Genomic DNA, 18,891 nt, shown 5'->3' with positions numbered 1-18,891 from the left:
TACAAGTCAGCGTCTATAGACCTTTTAGAGTTCCAAAGACTTTGGGTTGGCTCTATCTTTTTTGTGATTTGTGTTTTATATGCAAACCATTTCGGCTGATAGCCCTTTGACACCTGCGAGAGTTTTTATTGAATTAAGAGAAGATGTTATTTGCCCTTTCTTTACTTCATGAGTAATAACAACAATCTCAGCACCTGCTTCATTTGAATCGAATTGGACAATTGATTGAATTGAGACTCCATTGCTGCCAAATACACTACCGATGCGCCCAATTACCCCGGGACTGTCCTCTGTCCTTAGACGTAGGTAATGCTTTTGAATGATGTCGCTCGGTTCTACGACATGACAATTTCTCCAGCGATTTGCTGCTAGTAGAGGATCAAGATGATTGGTAGTGGTTTCAATTGTTCGTATACCAGCAATATTTAGTATATCTGCTACAACCGCTGATGCAGTAGGCCCAGCACCTGCTCCAGGACCATAAAACATGACTTTTCCTATTGGATCACCTTCCACCAAAATCGCATTATTTACTCCATTAACACCCGCCAAAGGATGATCTTCTGGTACAAGCGTAGGTTGCACCCAAACAGCTAAAGGAATTGATTTAAGGTCAATATTTTGTTTTTCTAGTCGCTCTGCTACTGCAAGAAGTTTTACTCCATAGCCCAATTTTTTAGCATAATCAACATCTAAATTATTTAAACCAGATATTCCTTGTACAGGGATACTTTCACGGTTTATTGGTCCCCCAAAGGCCAATCCACTTAATATTGCAATCTTGTCAGCAGCATCAAAACCTTCAACATCTGCTGCGGGGTCTGATTCAGCGTATCCAAGTTTTTGGGCTTCTTTTAGTACATCGCTGTAAGAAGCTCCTTCTTTTGTGATTCGGCTGAGAATGAAGTTTGTGGTTCCATTAATAATTCCACTTACTTTGTTGATCTTGTTGCCTCCAAGAGATTGCTTGAGGGGTTCAATGATTGGGATCCCTCCTCCAACTGCGGCTTCAATTAATACATAAACACCTGCTGCATTTGCAGCAGCAGAAATTTCTTCCCCATGACGAGCAATAACAGCTTTGTTGGCTGTTACTACTGATTTTCCAGCCGCAATGGCTCGTTTAATTAATGTTCGTGCAGGCTCTATTCCACCCATTACTTCAACTACAACATCTACAGATGGGTCATCTACAACTTCTAAAGGATTTTGAGTTAGTAAAGATGATGAGATCGAAGCAGCACGAGGTCGATTTATATCCCTAACGGCCACACGAACTAATTCAATTTCTGCTACTAGAGGATTACGCCCATTTGGATTCTGAATGATATTTGCGACACCTGCACCTACCGTTCCAAGTCCTAGTAGACCTATCCCAATCTTTTTCCCCATTTTAAATTAACCAATCGGGTTGTATTCGTAAGTGACTCTATTCAGCGGTGGAGAACTTTTTAGATATTCATTGAATGTGCTTTTGCTTGAGCTCGCATTGCCAGGAAAATGTTTAGGAATCCATTGGCTCTCGATGGCGTAAGGCTGCTCTGAAGTCCAGTTGCAGCAATAAAACTAGTATCTACGGCTAAAACCTCTCCCGGAGTGAGGTCGCTTAGCCCTTGAATAAGAAAAGCTAGTAATCCTCTAGTGATTAGAGCATCTGAATAGCCCTGCCATTCAAGCTTTCCTTCTACTAACTGCCCAAGTACAAACACTTGTGAAATGCATCCTTTGACTTTAAGTGCATCTATTCTTAATTCTTCTGCAAGGGTAGGTAGCTTTTTGGCTAACCACAGTACGTATTCATATCGTCTTCGTGAGTCAGAAGTGGCTTTTAGCTTTTTAATCATTTCATTTAAAGATTCACTGCCATAGTTTTCGATGCAGGAGGGAGTGGAGGCCTTAGTCATGAATATCTGTTTTGCTATTCATTTGAGAGCAGCCTAACTAGTAATCCAATTATTCAAGAAATTTTGGAGTTTTTCAAATCATTAGGCTCTAAGGGTGTCTATTAAGTATGGGGCCGAAATAGCCATCTTCATTTATCCAGCCATCAAAAGGAATATCCCAAGAATCTTTTGGTAAAGAGTCTTGGGAAACACAAGCTTTTGGTAAAACTACTACTGCTGGGATTGAATGCCAATCTGCTTTTGCTCTAAGACGGTCAAAGAAGCCACCTCCATAGCCAAGACGATAGCCGTCTTGATCAATAGCAAGAGCAGGAACAATTAATAGACCTAGGTCCTTCGCCTTAAGTATTGGTTGGTCTAGTGGAGCAGGTATTCCATGAAAATCTTTCTTTAGAGGGCTGTTCTCCCAGGGGTGGTAGGTCAGATGACCTTCTTTATTGCTAGCTGGCAGTGCTATTGGGATCTTGTAATTTACTTTTAAATCTCTTAGATCAATTTCATTTTTTAAAGGCCAGTAAAGCCCTAAATAGCCTTGAAGTTTTTTAATGCTTAGGAGCTTCTCTATCTCTTTATTGACTCCTTGTATGATCGCTTCTTCTACTAGAGGCAGAGCTTTTTGTCGTATTTTCATGAAATTAGCTCGATATATTTTTTTTAAGCTGTTATCAACCATGTTGTTCTAATAAAAGAGAAAAATTACTGGAGTAGGTTTTTATCTTCATGAGCCATTTCCTGCTTGGTACCAACCAGTAAGAGCTATTGCTAAAGCATCCGCTGCATCATCGGGACGAGGTGGCTTAATTAAATTGAGTTCACGCATGACTGCAATTAATACATCATCTTTATTGGCTTTGCCTGATCCTGCAACAGCAAGTTTAATTTGCATTGGAGGAAATTCCAAAATGGGAATTTGAAATCGTGTGAGAGTCATAATTACCACACCTCTTGCTTGCACAACACTAATAGTTGTACTTGAACGATAGAAGAAGAATTTTTCTACAACAGCTAATGATGGTTCCCATTTACGTATTAGTTTTCTAAGGTCATGCGCTATTTCAACCATCCTTTCTCCTTCTGTTTGTTGAGGATTAGTAGATATAATTCCGCAATCCAACATTTGTTTTTTATTCACACTTGCTTCGACTATTCCATAGCCAACTCTTGCAAGTCCTGGATCTATACCGAGGATACGCAATGCTTACTCCGCTAGAGCAAGTTCGAACTCATTCGGATTAGTGTCTTCGTTTCTTTCGAAGATCTTACAAAACGCTTTAATTACTCGATCCCCTGAATCAACTTGCTCTAAAGGGTCTTTTCGAAGTCTATGTCTTAAAGAGCATGAAATTACTCGCGCGACATCTTCTTCAGAGACTTCTTTCCTATTCTCAAATGCTGCTAATGCTCTAGCAGCTCTATTTGTGACAATATCTCCACGTAGTCCATCTACATCTAACTCTCCACATACTGCAGATATTCGTAGGCGTAGATCATCGTCAATATTGACTTCTTGGAGGATTTCTTGTGCTGCAACCACCTTCTTTTGTAGTGCATCTTGCTTCTCTTTAGTTGCTATAGCAAAGGAGTCTGGATCACTATCAAAGGCTGTGCGCTGGTCTACAACTTGAACTCTTAGTTCAGGATTCCTAACGGTTCGAACTTCGACGCTCATCCCAAAACGGTCTAGTAGTTGAGGGCGAAGCTCTCCTTCCTCAGGGTTCCCAGAGCCAATAAGTACAAACCTTGCTGGATGCCTTACTGAAATACCCTCTCGCTCAACAGTATTCCATCCAGAAGCAGCAGAATCTAGTAGAACATCTACAAGATGATCATCAAGAAGGTTGACTTCATCAACGTAAAGCAATCCTCTATTTGCTTTGGCTAGTAGTCCTGGTTCAAAGGCTCTTACTCCATCGCTCAAGGCTTTTTCGATGTCAATAGTTCCACAAAGACGATCCTCAGTCGCACCAAGTGGTAAATCAACCATTGGGACTTGCTTCTCTTCAGTGGTAGGACTTTCACCATTTTCTATAAGCTCGCGAACTTCACTGCTTTGAAGGTCTGGATCAATTGGGGAGCTGTTATATGGGTCTCCAGCTACTACATCAAGGTCTGGGAGTAAGTCTGCTAGTGCACGGATTGTTGTTGATTTTCCGGTACCACGATCTCCCATGATCATTACCCCCCCAATCCGGGGATCTATGACATTGAGCAGAAGGGCCAGCTTCATCTCTTCTTGCCCAATCACTGCAGTGAAGGGAAAGTCCCTGCGCTTCGTGGGTGAACTCACGAGTTGAATTTAGATGTTGTTTTGGATTGTTTCATAAGAAGAGTTTTTAGAGCTATCAAAAAATGGAATTTGCTTGGCAAAGTTAATGGGATTAGTGTCTCAATGAAAAATTTTTTTCTGGTTTTATGGTAAGACATAAGTTCGCCAGTGGCTCCTAATATCTCTGTTGCTGGAGTCACTTTTGGTTTTTTAAAGGATCATTATTACTCTGATTGCAAGAGACCATTCCCTCTGAAATTTTATTTTTGTGGTAATTGGTTAAAGCTTTTCATAAACTGATATATCCCCATTCTCTTAATGGAATGAAGTAACTACTCCCTGGTGGGAGAACTTTGATCACAGTGGCCAAGGGATTCAATGAAGGGAAGAAGTTAGTCCTGTATTGTCTTTGAGCTTTTTCCGTTAAGGAAAGGGACCATTGCTGCTGCCATTTTCCTAATCAGTTCTGGAGACCGGGGGTCATTGAAAGGTCCTTTGACAATGAACCCTGCGACAGCTCTGGAGGTGTCAGGCATTTGGATTAGACCTGCATCTGCGTATGTGATTCCGATATCACCTGTTTTGTTGTAGACCCTATAACCCTTTAGTAGTAGTTGGTAGTCAATTTCTTTTTTCTCAATTCCTAGCCCCCTTAGAAGACCTCCTGGAAGTAATTGGTTAGTTCTAGATGTACCCATGACTTCTCTAAATAAATCACGTGTTCGTGGTTTCAGAACCTCCCCTCCATCAACGATCGCGAGTGCGCGTGTTAGATCTTTGACGCTAGTAGTATTTGTTCCTTCTAAGTCTGGGAGCAAGTTCTTTACCTCAGTTGAATAAAGCCCTAACTCGTTGAACTGCTGATTAAGAATTTGAATGCCACCGATTCGTTGAATGAGAAGATTTGTGGCTGTGTTGTCGCTAACTCTAATCATTTCAGTTGCAACTTCATGTATTGGAAAAAATTTCCCAAGGGGTTGGTATGCCATCCATCCTGCGCCACTTCCAAGCACACTTTTGTTTAATTCCAATTTTTCATTCCAATTTAATTGACCTTTATCAATCATTTTTAGGGCTACAAGTAAAATCGGTATCTTGATTGTGCTGGCTGCAGGAAGTTCTGTATTAGGTGATAGCTGTGCAAATCTTTTATCATCTAGAAAAATTATGAATCCGCTGGCCTCTAGATCTCTTTCACTGCTGGCAAGTTTTCTCCACCGCTGACTTAAAGAGCTTATTTCTGTTTTTCTTAGGGACGGATTTGGTTTTAAGATTTTCTTTTCTCTTGTTTGAGAATTAATAGCTTCGAATTTAAAAATTGATGGAAAAGATATCTGATTACGTGAAAACCAGCTTAATGAAATTAATTGGCTATCTTTCTCTTGAAGTGCAATAGTCCTTATTGTAGAGCCGACTATTACACCAAGCCCTAGGCCCAATAAGGCTAGTTGGGTACAAAGCTTTAAGGGGCGAGTGAATGTTGAGTCTTTTCGTGAGGCGCGATTTCTTTTCAAGTGTTTTAAAGATGTTTAGTTCGACTGAGGCTACGAGTTTCGATTTCTCATGGCCCAGCGCATTTGCCGAAAAATACCTCTGATTAAAGCAATCTCTTCTGGTCGAACCTCAGCTCTTTGAAGCAATGCACTTATTTTTGACATACGAGCTTTTGCTGTATGTTCATATAAAAATCCAATTTCAAGTAGAAGGGCTTCTGCATCATTTAGACAATTATATATTTCTATAGGGTATGCAGGGTCATTAAAGTGTACTTTTTTTGTTTCGGGAATTAAGCTTTTTGCCTCAATCCGTTCTAATTCATGTAGAACAATTGCTACTGCATGAGAGAGATTGATTGATTGATAGTTAGTTATGGTTTTTAGTGTTAATACTTTTTGGGCAAGCTGTAGTTCTTTATTAGTGAGACCTCGGTCTTCTCTCCCGAAAACTAAAGCAATAGGAGATTCATCTCTTGTATCCAGACCCCAGGTAAGAGCTTCTTCTGGAGGGCATAATGGTATTGATCCATGATCAATTCGGCCACATGTAGCAATTACACGCTGGCAATCTGATATTGCATCGAGAAGGCAAGAATACGTTGGTGCATTTTCAAGTAATCTTCTTCCTCTGACGGCCATCTTGATGGCTTCTTTATCTTTAGAGTTACATCTAGGGGCTACTAATCGTAGCTCTTTTATGCCAAAATTTTCACAGAGTCTAGCCACACTGCCTATATTTAAAGGCCCAGAAGGCTCTACAAGAATTATTTTTGTTTCTTGCCGCACCTCCCTACCCCTCACTGTTAATTAAGAGAGTGTAAATAAACCAATAAGTCTGACATTTGTTGAGGTTCCATTTGGAAGCGTGGCATTGGGGGAGTTTTTCCTTGTATGACTTGGTTGATTATTTCCTTTTCACTTAAATGCAAGCTGACTTCATGGAGGTCTGGTCCTAACAGCCCTTGAGCGGAGATGCCATGGCAACCTACACAATTGACTCTAAAGAGCTTTTCACCTGTCTCCATGGATCCTTGAAGCGCAAGAGTGGTCTTTACGTATGGGTCACTGTCAAATATTCCAAAAAGCCATAACCCAACAACTAGTGAAGCTATCCCGAGGCAGATTGATATGCCTTTTTTAAGCATAGATCTGATGTCGTTTTCTTTTTGGCTGGCAGCAGTTGATGACGGATCCGTCACAGAGACTTCTGATTCATGAAACAATTGTGCTTAATAGTTTTAGCTAATGCGAGTAAATGATTGAACCACTGCTTCTTGGAATTGTTATGGGCTTAGTCCCTATAACCATTCTGGGCCTCTTCGTTTCAGCATGGAATCAGTATCGACGAGATGGGTCGATGGGGGGCTGAGAATCAACAAGGCACTGCTTCCATAGATTCTTCTATCTTCTTCAATCCATGGATGAGGCACATCTAGGCCTATTGATGAAGCATGTTCACAAATTACTAATGCGCTTTTTTTGACCCAATTGTTTTCTAAAAGCTCCCTTAGCACTGACGGATAAATTTTAGAGCCATAGGGAGGGTCTAAATAAACAAGGTCGAAGAGATATTTTTCCTTTTTAAATTTTAGGTAGTCTTTGTATCCTTTCTGTAAGTGGTTGATGACTCCGCTACAACTAACCTCTATATCAGATGATTGATTTTGGGCACTTGCAATTAAAAGCAGATTAGATTTACAAACTCTTGCTGCTTTTTTGTTTTGTTCAATAGCTAGAACTTTATTTGCTCCCCTTTGAAGAGCTTCGCAACCCATAACTCCACTTCCACTAAATAGGTCTAGCCAATTACAATTTTTAATTTTTGCACCAATGATGTTCATTACAGATTCTCTTACTTTTGATGTAGTTGGCCTTGTTGATAAACCTTCTGGACATTGAAGTTTTCTGCCCCCTAAGAGTCTCAGTTGACTTTTCACTTGAAAGAGGGGGCTCCAACCTCTAGCCATTTAACCCATTTCTTTAATAAATTTTGTCCAGACCTTGCGGATTTTTCTGGATGAAATTGACATGCACCCAACCTACCTTTCCAAACAATTGCTGTTACATTACTTTCCCCAAATTGGGTTGTTGCTGCTAAATCAGACTTGTCTTTAGGAATAGCAGAGTATGAGTGGACAAAATACATCCAATTATTTCGTTCTTTTGTATTAAGTAATGGGCAACTTTTTTGTTGATTTAGCAGAGACCATCCCATATGAGGAACTCTTTCCCCTTGGTTTGAGGGTAATTTACTAACGTGGCCTTTAAGTAGTCCTAACCCTGCTTGATCTCCCTCATCACTGGATTCAAAAAGTAATTGTAGACCGAGACAAATACCTAAAAGGGGTTTATTTTCTTCGACCCATAATCTTAAGTGTGGGATTAATTTTGTTTGGTTTAATTGATCCATTGCAGGATCAAAGGAACCAACACCTGGCAGGACTAGAGCATCAACATCTGAAAGTTCTTCTGGACTTCGAACTACCTTTAAAGTTAATTCAAGTCGTTGAAAGGCCTTCTGGACTGAGTGCAGGTTCCCCATGCCGTAATCGATAAGGCCAAGGCGAGTTAGCACTTAGTTGATTTGCAGTCTTTTAAAGGAAAATTTCATCCGAGAGATTTCTTTGAATGAAATTTGAGCTGAGTTTAAAGGTATTTTGAAATTGTCCCTGAAAGTGTGGCTTTTGGAACAGCACCAACAACAGTGTCAACTTTTTGCCCACCCTTGAAAACCATCAGTGTGGGGATACTGCGGATGCCGTATTGGCTTGCCACATTGGGATTCTCGTCAGTATTGAGTTTAAAGACTTTTATTTTCCCCTCAAATTCTTTGGAAATTTCTTCCACGATGGGGGCAACCATCCTGCATGGTCCACACCAGGGAGCCCAGAAATCAACTAATACAGGTACATCACTTTGGAGTACCTCTTGTTCGAAAGAAGAATCAGTGACTGCAGCAGCGCTGGACATTCCTTTACAGACATCTATCTCGTGGAAATGTAGCAACCGCCCCTAGTTAGTAGAGGATGGGTGCCCTGAAGTGGTGTGAAATGTGACGGTCGTGTAATACAAATACAAAAAGCCCGAGCGCGTCGGGCAGGTGGTGTGAGGAGTGTGTGGGCCGAAGCCCTCACATGTCAATGATACAGCGATTGCTTTTGACTTCTAAAATTTCTTGCCGCTGTTTGGCTGAGCATTTATTTCCCCATGCCTAATTGTTGTGCTTTTTGATAAACCTTGCCTTCAGTAAGAAGTGATGGAGCAACAACTACTTCAACTTGTTGCATTTCTTTGATTGTGCGGGCGCCAAGAGTGCCCATAGAAGTTTTTATCGCGCCTAGGAGGTTGTGTGTGCCATCGTCAAGAAGAGCTGGGCCACGAAGAATTCTTTCTAAGCTTCCAGTGGAGCCTACTTTGATTCTTGTGCCCCTAGGAAGAACAGGACTTGGCGTTGCCATACCCCAATGAAAGCCTCTCCCAGGGGCTTCTGAAGCTCTCGCTATAGGTGATCCAATCATTACGGCATCAGCGCCACATGCAAGGCATTTGCATATATCACCTCCTGTGATGATTCCTCCATCAGCAATTATTGGTACGTATCTACCGCTTTCATTTTCGTAATCATCACGAGCCGCTGAACAATCTGCTACAGCAGTGGCTTGAGGTATTCCAACGCCTAGAACTCCTCTAGAGGTGCAGGCGGCCCCAGGACCTATCCCAACCATTATTCCTTCAGCTCCTGCTCGCATCAATTGCAGAGCAACTTCATAAGTCACACAGTTTCCAATGACAACTGGAATGCCAATGCTTTTACAGAGCTCTTCCAAGTCAAGACTTTTTTTGCCTTCGGGGCCAATATGTTGTGTAGACACAACGGTGGCTTGTACGAAGAAAATCTCTGCTCCTGCTTTCGTAATAGTTTCTTTGAAATTCATTGCAGCCCATGGTGTTCCACTTACAGCGGCAATCCCTCCCTTTTCCTTGATCTCTTGAATTCGTTTTGATATAAGACTTTTTTGTATTGGCTGGCTGTAGATCTCCTGCATTAATGGGACGAATTCATCCTTGCTAATAGATGAGATTTTTTTGAGTAAAGGTAATGGGTCCTCGTATCGGGTTTGGACTCCTTCAAGATTTAGTACTCCAAGAGAGCCAAGCTTAGAAAGTGCGGCAGCCATTTCAACGTCCACTACACCATCCATAGCACTTGCAATGATTGGGATTTCTAATTCAATTCCTCCAAGCTTCCAGTTGGTTTCGGTGATTTCTGGATCAACCGTGCGACTGCCTGGTACCAGGGCAATTTCGTCGATGCCGTAGGCGCGACGAATACTTTTGTTCCTTCCTATTTGAATATTCACCGCAGGCTTTAATACAGTTTCGCCAAGTTACCAACTTGAACGCTAAAAGTTTGTTTTGTTGTGATTAGAGGATGAATTTAGGAGTTTTTTTCGTTTTGGCCTGAGAAGGTTTGCCAGCGTTTTTTTGCCTTAAGGAGAAATTGTTGACGCTCTTGCTTGCGTAGTAGGCGCTTTATTGAAAACTTTGTTAACCAGATAGTCCCTAAAACTTGGCAAAAACTTGGTGCTAAAGGAATTTTCTCGAAACTTTCCAAAACACCAGTGTAAGCCTTAAAAAAAACCAAAAGAGCTATCAAACCTAATAAAACAAGAGAAGGGTCTAAAAAGAGATCGAACTCTTTGGAATTCGTTTTGAGACCTATCCATCCCCTTAATTTACTTAGAAGGCTTTCTAATTCGTTTCCAATGTCGAACCCTGATTGAATTTCTGAGGAGGCTGCTGATTTTTCAATTGCTAAAACTTCATTTGCGTCTGCAGGGTTTTGATATTGGTCTGGTTTGTCAGAAGTTGAAGACCTTTTTGAGTTGGAAAGTCCAATTTCTGAAGTGTTCTCTGTGTGAGATGGGAAATCCTTTTTGTTTCGCGAATTGGATCTCTTAACAGAGCTCATCGCTCACTTCAATCCTGATTTTTAATTTTAAGAGGCATCTCAGTTCTGGGAAGTTGGCTGTGTTGAGAAATAAATAAGGCAATTTTTCTTTGGTTCTTTCAGCAACTCAACAGATACCGAGATAACCTAATACTTGGTAAGTGGCTCTTATATGTCTGATCCTGTGGGACCTGGAAGCGGCGCTCCCGGCGAGTCCGACGATCGGATCATCCAGACAGACCTTCGCAATGAAATGTCGCGCTCCTACTTGGAGTACGCAATGAGTGTGATTGTCGGACGAGCTTTGCCTGATGCGCGGGATGGCCTTAAGCCCGTCCATAGGCGAATTCTTTATGCAATGTATGAACTAGGTTTGACCAGTGATAGGCCTTATAGGAAGTGTGCACGTGTAGTTGGTGAAGTGCTTGGTAAGTATCACCCTCATGGCGATACAGCTGTTTATGACGCCTTGGTTCGGATGGCCCAGGACTTCTCAATGAGAATGCCTTTGATTGATGGTCATGGGAATTTTGGCTCGGTCGATAATGATCCGCCTGCTGCCATGAGGTATACGGAATCACGACTGCAAGCTCTAACTACTGACAGTTTGCTTGAGGATATTGAGGCGGAGACTGTTGAGTTCGCTGACAATTTTGATGGTTCACAACAAGAGCCAACAGTCATGCCTGCACGAATTCCACAGTTATTACTAAATGGTTCTTCAGGGATAGCCGTAGGAATGGCTACAAATATTCCTCCACATAATCTTGGTGAATTAATTGATGGCCTGAAAGCTTTGATATCGAACCCAGACTTAAATGATCAAGGCTTGATGCAAATAATTACAGGTCCAGATTTTCCTACTGGCGGTCAAATCTTAGGTAGAAATGGTATACGCGAAACATATCTTTCGGGAAGAGGTTCTGTAACTATGCGGGGAGTTGCTGAGATTGAGACCATTGAGTCACCAGGTCGTCCTGATAGAGACGCTGTAATTATCACTCAACTTCCTTATCAAACAAATAAGGCGGCTCTTATTGAGAGAATTGCTGACATGGTAAATGATAAGAAATTAGATGGTATTTCAGATATAAGAGATGAAAGTGACCGTGATGGAATGAGGGTAGTTGTTGAATTAAGACGTGACTCATACCCTCAAGTTGTCTTAAATAATCTATTTAAACTTACTCCCTTACAGAGTAATTTTAGTGCTAACATGCTTTCATTGGTAAATGGAGAGCCTGTACTACTTACATTGCGTAAGACTCTGCAAGTTTTTTTAGACTTTAGAATAGAAACTATCGAGAAACGTACTCGTTATTTTTTACGCAAAGCAGAAGAAAGAGATCATATACTCTTAGGACTTCTACTCGCTTTAGATAAGCTGGACCCGATTATTGCATTAATTAGAGCAGCTTCAGACTCTGCAACTGCGAAAAAGCAATTACAAGATCTTCATGGGCTTACTGAGATTCAAGCTGATGCAATTTTGCAGATGCAATTGAGGAGGCTGACAGCATTAGAAGCTGATAAAATCAGGCTTGAGCATGAAGATTTAGTCGATAAAATTGCAGACTTTAAGGATATTTTAGATCGTAGAGATCGTGTTCTTTCAATTATCACTGATGAATTGTCTAAGTTAAAGGAACGTTATGCGACACCTAGACTTACTGAAATACTTGATTTAGGGGGTGGACTTGAGGATATAGACCTTATTGCTAATGAGCGATCAGTAGTTTTACTAACTGAGACAGGCTATCTAAAGCGAATGCCTGTTAGTGAGTTTGAGTCAACTAGCCGGGGCACCAGAGGTAAGGCAGGTACACGTAGTCAAGGAGAGGAAGCGGTAAGGCTTTTTATCAGTTGTAATGATCACGATACTCTTCTTCTTTTCAGTGATAGAGGGGTTGCTTACGCATTGCCTACTTACCGAGTCCCGCAATGCAGTAGAGCGGCAAAGGGGACTCCTGTAGTGCAGCTTTTGCCCATCCCTCGTGAAGAGGCAATCACTTCTCTTTTGTCTGTTTCTTCTTTTGATGATGAATCTCATCTGTTGATGCTTACTAAGGGTGGCTTTATAAAAAGGACATCTGTATCCGCTTTTAGCAAAATTCGCTCTAATGGATTAATTGCTATTGGATTGGAAGAGGGAGATGCTCTTACTTGGGTGAGATTGGCTGCTTCTGGTGACAGTGTTTTGATTGCTTCTAGAACTGGAATGACAATTCACTTCCGAATAAATGATAATGAGCTGAGACCACTTGGTAGAACTGCTCGTGGGGTCAGATCTATGAACTTGAGAAGTGGCGACTCATTAGTAAGTATGGATGTTTTGCCGAAAGAATTGGCTGATCAGGTTGCAAGTAGTTTTGAAGAGGATGTAGATGATGGAGTCGAGTCCTCTGCAGTGACGGAGGGACCATGGGTTTTAGTTGCTTCAGCGACTGGATTGGGTAAGAGGGTTCCAGTGACGCAATTTCGATTACAGAAACGGGCAGGTATGGGCTTGCGGGCTATGAAATTTAGGAGAGAGGGGGATGAGTTGGTGGGGTTAAGAGTTTTGGGATACGGAGAAGAGCTGTTGCTTGTGAGTGAGCGGGGTGTAATTGTGCGTACGAGCGCAGACAAGATTCCTCAACAATCTAGAGCTGCAACAGGAGTTAGGCTTCAACGCCTTGATTCTGGGGATCAACTCTCTGAAGTTGTTTTGGTTCCGCCAGAACCTGAAGAACAGGCTCTTCAAGCTGAAACTCCAAGTTCAGATGACACTTCTGAACTTAACGAAGCGACTCCTCTCTGAAGTTGACAAAGTGTGCCGATGTTTTGGTTTTGGGGGCTGGTCCCGCGGCTCTCTGCATTGTTGCTGAGTTGGTCCAGCAAGGATTAGAGGTCCAAGCACTTGCATCACATGCTCCTAATCGCCCCTGGCCTAATACCTATGGGATTTGGGCTGAAGAAGTTGAGTCTTTAGGAATGGCTTCATTATTGGGCCATCGCTGGTCCAATACTGTAAGTTTTTTTGGTAATGGAGTTGATGAAGATGGTTTAGCTCCTGTTCAACACCATTTTGACTATGGCTTGTTTGATCAAGCTGCATTACAAAGAGCATTGCTTTTGAAATGTGGGGATATTAATTGGCTTGTGGAGACTGCTGAAAGAATTAATTTCTTAGGAGCTAATACTGAAGTTTGTTGTAGATCTGGTAATACATATCGCGCAAGGGTCGTTATTGATGCAAGTGGCCATAGAAGTTCATTTGTACGTAGACCGAATCATGGCCCAGTTGCGCAGCAAGCTGCTTATGGCGTAGTAGGTCGATTTAGTTCCCCTCCAGTTGAAAGTGGACAATTTGTGTTGATGGATTTTCGTCCTGATCACCTTACGAAGGCTGAATTAGAAGAGCCTCCGTCTTTTTTATATGCAATGGATTTTGGCGAAGGTGTTTTTTTTGTAGAGGAAACTTCACTTGCATGTGCTCCGCCACTTTCTTGGAACAAGCTTAAAGAAAGGCTTTATGCACGCTTACAAAAACGAGGTATTGAGATTCAAGAAGTTCTACATGAAGAAAATTGTTTGTTCCCTATGAACTTGCCTTTGCCTGACAGGAATCAATCACTTCTTGCTTTTGGAGGATCGGCAAGCATGGTCCATCCTGCGTCTGGTTATATGGTCGGCGCATTACTTCGAAGAGCTCCAACTTTGGCTAAACATTTAGCAAAGGCAATTGCTATTGAGCCTGCATTGAATTCAGAAGATTTAGCTAAAAGGGGATGGCAGGTCTTGTGGACTCCTGAGCTTGTACAGAGACATCGTTTGTATCAATTTGGTTTGTCAAGGTTAATGAGCTTTGATGAAACTCGCTTGCGAAGCTTTTTTGGAACTTTTTTCAGACTTCCTAGAGAAGATTGGTCAGGTTTCCTAGCCAATACGCTTCCATTAACTCATCTTTTGATTGTTATGTTGAGGCTTTTTGCGATGTCTCCATGGAAGGTGAGAATTGGAATGATTTTTGGGGCATCGAAACCTATTAGTTAAACTTGCACCAGTCGTTTATATCGATTAGTGGAAAGATCTGATCTTGTGTTTCAATCTCCTTGAGTAGGCGTTTTGTAAGCTTTTCTTCTCCATCAATTACACGAATTAATGCCCAAAAGCGAGTTAGATGAAGGTTAATGCGGGCTTTAGCAAGATCTGTCGTGGTTCCTGCTCGAATAATGAAACTCCAATCGGATGATTGTGATAAAAGTAGTTCTCTTGCTGCTTGTTTAAGGAGCATCTTGTTGACTTTGCCTCCTTTATTTTGTCTGGAGCAATGTTGAATCATGGCATTTGCGGCTTTGCTCCATTCAGGAATAATCCATGCATTACTTTCATTTAGCCAGTAGTCGTGGTAACCACCCTTTCCCCAACTTGAAGGACAAGGATCGCAAAGTTGAAGTGCTTGGGCTTCAGAGAGCACATCTCTTAACCGAGTGAAAAGTATGTTCTCTTTCTTTGCCTGTAGAAATAGTTCAGCCAAGAAAGCAGGTCCTTCGAACCACCAGTGGCCAAAAAGTTCTGCATCAAATGGAGCAACAAGTAAAGGTTTGATTTCCATTTGGGCCTCAAGCTTATCTAGTTGGTTCCGACGTCCTTGTAGATAATGCTTTGCATGCTTTTTGATTCGTTCAGCTGCCAACTCTGGCTCGTAAATTTTTTTCTTATCCAAAGCTATTTTTAGATCAGTTACTTTGTGCAACTTGAGCCCTAGTGGTCTGGGCTCTTTTAATCCGAGGCACTTGAGTTTTTTTATTGGTAAATCCCACCCAACATCTCTGTGAAATTCTCGATATTCAGGGTCCCCTGGATATCCATCCCTTGCTGACCAGACTGGAAGTGTAGCTTCACTATCTCTTCCAAAGAAAGCTACTCCATTTTTGCTGCATATTGGGGCATATAGTCCATACCTCGGTCTTGGATTGGCATGTAGTAGTCCATGGCCGTCTAGAACCGCATAACGAAGTCCAGCACTTAGCATTATTTTGTCCAACCCTTCATAGTAAGCGCATTCAGGTAGCCATATACCTAGTGGATTGACACCAAATAGTCGATGATGTTCCTTTACTGCTGTTTTTAATTGACCATTTACAGCCTCGGGGTTCTCTCTCAGTAAAGGGAGGTATCCATGAGTTGCAGCACATGTGAGCAGATCCAAGACTCCTGAAGATTGCAGAGCCGCAAAACGACCAATTACATCTCCATCACATTCCTGCCAATGAATTAGTTGATTATTTATTTTTTTTGCTAGTGACCTCGCAGCATTTCGTTGATTACTTGGAACATCCTTTAAAAGATCAATCCTGACTTTGAGCCATGTTGGGAATCGTTGCTTAAGTTCCTCATCTTGAAGAAGCGCCAGCAGGGTTGGAGAAAGTCCCACAGTGGCTCTTGGTATTTGTTCGCTTGAAGATGCAGCAACTTCAAGTGTTTGAATTAATGGTAGATAACACTCCATTAGGGCTTGGAAGAACCAGTCTTCTTCCAAGGACCCTGGTATTTCCGTCCTCACGTAAGGAAGGTGAGCATGTAGAACCAGGGCTAGTGCGCCAGCGGCCAAATTCAGATCACCAATTGATCGAATTTAGAATGCTTTCCCCCCCCCTAATAGAGTGTCTATAGAAATTGGTGATTGTTAGAGAAAGGATTTGGAAGGGTTTGAGCCTCAGAGGCTGCCACAAATTGATTTATTTCTTACTTCTTATAATTAACATATTACTTTTTTCGATTAGGAAAATTTCCTGTCTTGGAAGGGGATATGAGCCAGTGGCATAATCTAATTTCCTTATGCCCTTGATTATTTCTATTGAGATTTAGTGAATGTATTTTGTTTTCAGTTTTGCTTTTAAATATTTATTCAATTGTCAATTAGAATATATACAGTTTAGTCCTAGTGACTAATTCCTCTAAGGAGGTATATATGGCTAAGGATCCAGGACGCGTTTTAATTTTCGACACTACCCTCAGAGATGGTGAGCAATCACCAGGAGCAAGTCTCAATCTGGAAGAGAAACTTGCAATTGCTCAGCAATTAGCACGGCTTGGAGTTGATGTAATTGAAGCTGGATTTCCTTTCGCTAGTCAAGGAGACTTTGCTGCCGTTCAGCGGATTGCACAGCAAGTTGGAGGAGAAGAAGGCCCAGTTATTTGTGGGCTAGCACGAGCATCTCGCTCTGATATTAAAGCTTGTTTTGATGCAGTATCTCCTGCGCCAAGAAGACGTATTCATACTTTCATAGCTACAAGTGATATTCACCTTGAGCACAAACTGCGAAAGTCACGGGCTGAAGTCCTTGGAATAGTTCCTGACATGGTTTGTTATGCACGTTCTTTGGTAGATGATATTGAATTTTCATGCGAGGATGCTGCAAGGAGTGATCCAGAATTTCTCTATGAGGTTATAGAGCTTGCAATTGCTTCTGGTGCAGGAACAATAAATATTCCTGATACTGTTGGCTATACAACTCCGTCTGAGTTTGGTGAATTAATTGCTGGAATAAATCGCAATGTATCTAATATTGATGAGGCAATTTTATCTGTTCACGGACATAATGACTTAGGTCTTGCTGTTGCTAATTTTCTTGAAGCTGTAAAAAATGGTGCAAGACAACTTGAATGCACTATTAATGGAATAGGAGAAAGAGCCGGGAATGCTGCTTTAGAAGAATTAGTTATGGGGTTGCATGTTCGACGTCGTTACTTTAATCCATTCTTTGGTAGGGATATTGATAGTCCAACTCCGCTTACAGCTGTGCGCACTGAAGAAATTACTAAGACCTCTCGATTGGTTTCAAACCTAACGGGGATGGTTGTTCAACCAAATAAGGCAATAGTTGGTGCGAATGCTTTTGCCCATGAGTCAGGCATCCATCAGGATGGTGTTCTGAAAAATCGACTTACTTATGAAATAGTTGATGCTCGTACGGTTGGACTTACAGACAATAGGATTTCTCTAGGAAAGCTCAGTGGGAGAAGTGCAGTAAGAGCACGACTAGAAGAGTTAGGCTATGACCTTAATAGAGAGGATCTTAATGAAGCTTTTGCTCGATTTAAGGATTTAGCTGATCGAAAGAGAGATATTACTGATAGAGATCTTGAAGCGATAGTAAGCGAACAGGTTCAACAGCCAGAAGCGCGTTTTCTATTACGTCTTGTTCAAGTTAGTTGTGGGAGCACTCTTAAGCCAACTGCAACAATTACTCTTGCCGATCAAGATGGGAAAGAAGATACAAGCTCTGCTGTGGGAACTGGTCCTGTGGATGCTGTTTGCAGAGCATTGGACGCTCTAATAGGAGAGTCCAATGAATTAATTGAGTTTTCCGTTAAATCTGTCACCGAAGGGATAGATGCAATGGGAGAGGTGACGATTCGATTGCGTCGTAATGGCAAGCTCTATTCAGGACACTCTGCAGATACTGATGTAGTGGTGGCTGCAGCTCAGGCTTATGTCAATGCACTAAATAGGCTTGTTTCTAACGAAGGGAGTACTTCTCTTCATCCTCAGCTAGATGCAATAGGTCCAGACCCTTTGCCAAGGATTTGATCAAATGATTTTATAAGGCTAATGAGTGTTTTTTTTCTTGTCAGGCTTTATATGGCTATGAGAGTATGAGTGACGGTTGAACAAGCGAACATACATTTATGGCTCTTTATCGAAGGCTTTACCGCCTAGCTGGATTAGATGGAGGTCCTCATCCTGTGTTGGATGCGCCTTATGAATCAATTGAGGCTGCAACAAGTGCAGCGCAAGATTGGTGCAATGGACAGGGACTTAATTGCCCTATAGGAAAGAAAGCCATTGGCGTTGAAGTAATGACCCGAAGTGGCGCCTGGAGAACCGTTGGTTATCCAATTAACTGTTTGCGGTCAGGTATCACTTTTTGAAGAATTTACCTTTGATTGAAATCTAATGTGGGTAAGTGTTGATCTTTGCGTAGTGCCACTAGGAGTGGGCCTATCTCTTTCGTCTTATATCGCTGCTTGTAAAAATGTTATTGAAAAAACAGGACTTGATTATGAGGTTGGCCCCAATGGTACAGCCATTGAAGGTGATTGGGACGAGGTTTTTGCATGTATACGAGCTTGCCATGAAGCTGTTCATAAAAAAGGCGCAGCTCGTATTTATACAACTTTGAAAGTAAATACTCGTATAGATCGTAAACAGTCATTTCGGGAGAAAGTACCAAGTATTAAATTTGCTCTTAATTCTGAAGGCTGACAAGTTGTTTGTATCTAGAT

The 18,891-nt window shown here is 41.7% G+C and carries 19 protein-coding genes and 1 pseudogene; 6 read left to right on the top strand and 14 right to left on the bottom strand.

Annotated features, from left to right (window positions below; translation table 11 throughout):
- Positions 1-75: 75 nt before the first annotated feature.
- The 8 genes from SOI82_RS03935 to SOI82_RS03900 all read right to left on the bottom strand — a co-directional run bounded on the left by SOI82_RS03935 (position 76) and on the right by SOI82_RS03900 (position 6,865).
- Positions 76-1,392, bottom strand: coding sequence for a homoserine dehydrogenase (locus SOI82_RS03935; RefSeq protein ID WP_320668070.1), 1,317 nt, complete (start codon positions 1,390-1,392; stop codon positions 76-78).
- Between the two features lie 59 nt (positions 1,393-1,451).
- Positions 1,452-1,904, bottom strand: coding sequence for a SufE family protein (locus SOI82_RS03930; protein ID WP_320668069.1), 453 nt, complete (start codon positions 1,902-1,904; stop codon positions 1,452-1,454).
- Between the two features lie 88 nt (positions 1,905-1,992).
- A complete protein-coding gene (locus SOI82_RS03925) occupies positions 1,993-2,577 on the bottom strand; it encodes a 5-formyltetrahydrofolate cyclo-ligase (protein ID WP_320668068.1) in 585 nt (194 codons plus the stop codon).
- Between the two features lie 45 nt (positions 2,578-2,622).
- Positions 2,623-3,099 (bottom strand): crossover junction endodeoxyribonuclease RuvC, encoded by a 477-nt coding sequence (gene ruvC / locus SOI82_RS03920; RefSeq protein ID WP_320668067.1) that lies wholly within the window; start codon positions 3,097-3,099, stop codon positions 2,623-2,625.
- A gap of 3 nt (positions 3,100-3,102) precedes the next feature.
- Positions 3,103-4,191: a magnesium chelatase ATPase subunit I gene (gene bchI / locus SOI82_RS03915; protein ID WP_320668066.1), complete on the bottom strand. Its 1,089-nt coding sequence runs from the start codon at positions 4,189-4,191 to the stop codon at positions 3,103-3,105.
- A gap of 371 nt (positions 4,192-4,562) precedes the next feature.
- Entirely contained in the window at positions 4,563-5,684 is a 1,122-nt protein-coding gene (locus tag SOI82_RS03910) for a serine hydrolase (RefSeq protein ID WP_320668065.1), read from the bottom strand.
- 30 nt (positions 5,685-5,714) lie between these two features.
- On the bottom strand, positions 5,715-6,452 hold the full coding sequence (locus tag SOI82_RS03905; protein ID WP_320668064.1) for an RNA methyltransferase: 738 nt from the start codon (positions 6,450-6,452) through the stop codon (positions 5,715-5,717).
- Between the two features lie 17 nt (positions 6,453-6,469).
- On the bottom strand, positions 6,470-6,865 hold the full coding sequence (locus tag SOI82_RS03900) for a cytochrome c (protein ID WP_320668063.1): 396 nt from the start codon (positions 6,863-6,865) through the stop codon (positions 6,470-6,472).
- 56 nt (positions 6,866-6,921) lie between these two features.
- Here SOI82_RS03900 and petG point away from each other — a divergent pair, with 56 nt between their 5' ends.
- Complete coding sequence (gene petG / locus SOI82_RS03895; RefSeq protein WP_320668062.1) at positions 6,922-7,035, top strand: cytochrome b6-f complex subunit V; 114 nt, start codon at positions 6,922-6,924, stop codon at positions 7,033-7,035.
- A gap of 13 nt (positions 7,036-7,048) precedes the next feature.
- Here petG and rsmD read toward each other — a convergent pair.
- From rsmD to SOI82_RS03870, 5 genes and pseudogenes are all read right to left on the bottom strand, one after another.
- Positions 7,049-7,633: pseudogene (gene rsmD, locus SOI82_RS03890) on the bottom strand (16S rRNA (guanine(966)-N(2))-methyltransferase RsmD); the annotation flags it as partial.
- Positions 7,600-8,241 (bottom strand): imidazole glycerol phosphate synthase subunit HisH, encoded by a 642-nt coding sequence (hisH, locus tag SOI82_RS03885; protein ID WP_320668061.1) that lies wholly within the window; start codon positions 8,239-8,241, stop codon positions 7,600-7,602. The gene hisH and the pseudogene rsmD, both read right to left, overlap by 34 nt.
- Before the next feature lie 71 nt (positions 8,242-8,312).
- Complete coding sequence (gene trxA, locus SOI82_RS03880) at positions 8,313-8,636, bottom strand: thioredoxin (protein ID WP_320668060.1); 324 nt, start codon at positions 8,634-8,636, stop codon at positions 8,313-8,315.
- 227 nt (positions 8,637-8,863) lie between these two features.
- Entirely contained in the window at positions 8,864-10,027 is a 1,164-nt protein-coding gene (locus SOI82_RS03875) for a GuaB3 family IMP dehydrogenase-related protein (protein ID WP_320668059.1), read from the bottom strand.
- Between the two features lie 77 nt (positions 10,028-10,104).
- Entirely contained in the window at positions 10,105-10,638 is a 534-nt protein-coding gene (locus tag SOI82_RS03870; RefSeq protein WP_320668058.1) for a CAAD domain-containing protein, read from the bottom strand.
- 151 nt (positions 10,639-10,789) lie between these two features.
- Between SOI82_RS03870 and gyrA the strand changes: the two genes are divergently transcribed.
- Together gyrA and crtL are read left to right on the top strand one after the other, a co-directional pair.
- Positions 10,790-13,417, top strand: a complete 2,628-nt coding sequence (gyrA, locus tag SOI82_RS03865; RefSeq protein WP_320668057.1) for a DNA gyrase subunit A — start codon at positions 10,790-10,792, stop codon at positions 13,415-13,417.
- A gap of 2 nt (positions 13,418-13,419) precedes the next feature.
- Positions 13,420-14,652: a lycopene beta cyclase gene (gene crtL / locus SOI82_RS03860; protein WP_320668056.1), complete on the top strand. Its 1,233-nt coding sequence runs from the start codon at positions 13,420-13,422 to the stop codon at positions 14,650-14,652.
- Here the strand turns inward: crtL and SOI82_RS03855 are convergent.
- Positions 14,645-16,213, bottom strand: a complete 1,569-nt coding sequence (locus SOI82_RS03855) for a glycoside hydrolase family 57 protein (RefSeq protein ID WP_320668055.1) — start codon at positions 16,211-16,213, stop codon at positions 14,645-14,647. The genes crtL and SOI82_RS03855 overlap by 8 nt on opposite strands.
- 360 nt (positions 16,214-16,573) lie before the next feature.
- Between SOI82_RS03855 and SOI82_RS03850 the strand changes: the two genes are divergently transcribed.
- From SOI82_RS03850 to SOI82_RS03840, 3 genes are all read left to right on the top strand, one after another.
- Positions 16,574-18,196: a 2-isopropylmalate synthase gene (locus tag SOI82_RS03850; protein ID WP_320668324.1), complete on the top strand. Its 1,623-nt coding sequence runs from the start codon at positions 16,574-16,576 to the stop codon at positions 18,194-18,196.
- A 98-nt stretch (positions 18,197-18,294) separates the two neighbouring features.
- Positions 18,295-18,537: a hypothetical protein gene (locus tag SOI82_RS03845; RefSeq protein WP_320668054.1), complete on the top strand. Its 243-nt coding sequence runs from the start codon at positions 18,295-18,297 to the stop codon at positions 18,535-18,537.
- Positions 18,538-18,562: 25 nt separating this feature from the next.
- Positions 18,563-18,871 carry an MTH1187 family thiamine-binding protein gene (locus SOI82_RS03840; RefSeq protein ID WP_320668053.1) on the top strand — a complete coding sequence of 103 codons (309 nt, stop codon included), beginning with the start codon at positions 18,563-18,565 and terminating at the stop codon, positions 18,869-18,871.
- The last annotated feature ends 20 nt before the right edge of the window (positions 18,872-18,891 follow it).

It is taken from the genome of Prochlorococcus sp. MIT 1307 (genome assembly GCF_034092395.1).
Taxonomy (GTDB): domain Bacteria; phylum Cyanobacteriota; class Cyanobacteriia; order PCC-6307; family Cyanobiaceae; genus AG-363-K07.
Note: the sequence above shows the minus strand (reverse complement) of the source record. Positions and strands in the feature narration are given on the sequence as shown.

Bases quoted from the DNA above. Each gene is read 5' to 3' on its own strand.
- SOI82_RS03935 (WP_320668070.1), bottom strand. From the start codon at position 1,392: ATGGGGAAAAAGATTGGGATAGGTCTACTAGGACTTGGAACGGTAGGT.
- SOI82_RS03930 (WP_320668069.1), bottom strand. From the start codon at position 1,904: ATGACTAAGGCCTCCACTCCCTCCTGCATCGAAAACTATGGCAGTGAA.
- SOI82_RS03925 (WP_320668068.1), bottom strand. From the start codon at position 2,577: ATGGTTGATAACAGCTTAAAAAAAATATATCGAGCTAATTTCATGAAA.
- petG (WP_320668062.1), top strand. From the start codon at position 6,922: ATGATTGAACCACTGCTTCTTGGAATTGTTATGGGCTTAGTCCCTATA.
- trxA (WP_320668060.1), bottom strand. From the start codon at position 8,636: ATGTCCAGCGCTGCTGCAGTCACTGATTCTTCTTTCGAACAAGAGGTA.
- SOI82_RS03870 (WP_320668058.1), bottom strand. From the start codon at position 10,638: ATGAGCTCTGTTAAGAGATCCAATTCGCGAAACAAAAAGGATTTCCCA.
- gyrA (WP_320668057.1), top strand. From the start codon at position 10,790: ATGTCTGATCCTGTGGGACCTGGAAGCGGCGCTCCCGGCGAGTCCGAC.
- SOI82_RS03850 (WP_320668324.1), top strand. From the start codon at position 16,574: ATGGCTAAGGATCCAGGACGCGTTTTAATTTTCGACACTACCCTCAGA.
- SOI82_RS03845 (WP_320668054.1), top strand. From the start codon at position 18,295: ATGGCTCTTTATCGAAGGCTTTACCGCCTAGCTGGATTAGATGGAGGT.
- SOI82_RS03840 (WP_320668053.1), top strand. From the start codon at position 18,563: ATGTGGGTAAGTGTTGATCTTTGCGTAGTGCCACTAGGAGTGGGCCTA.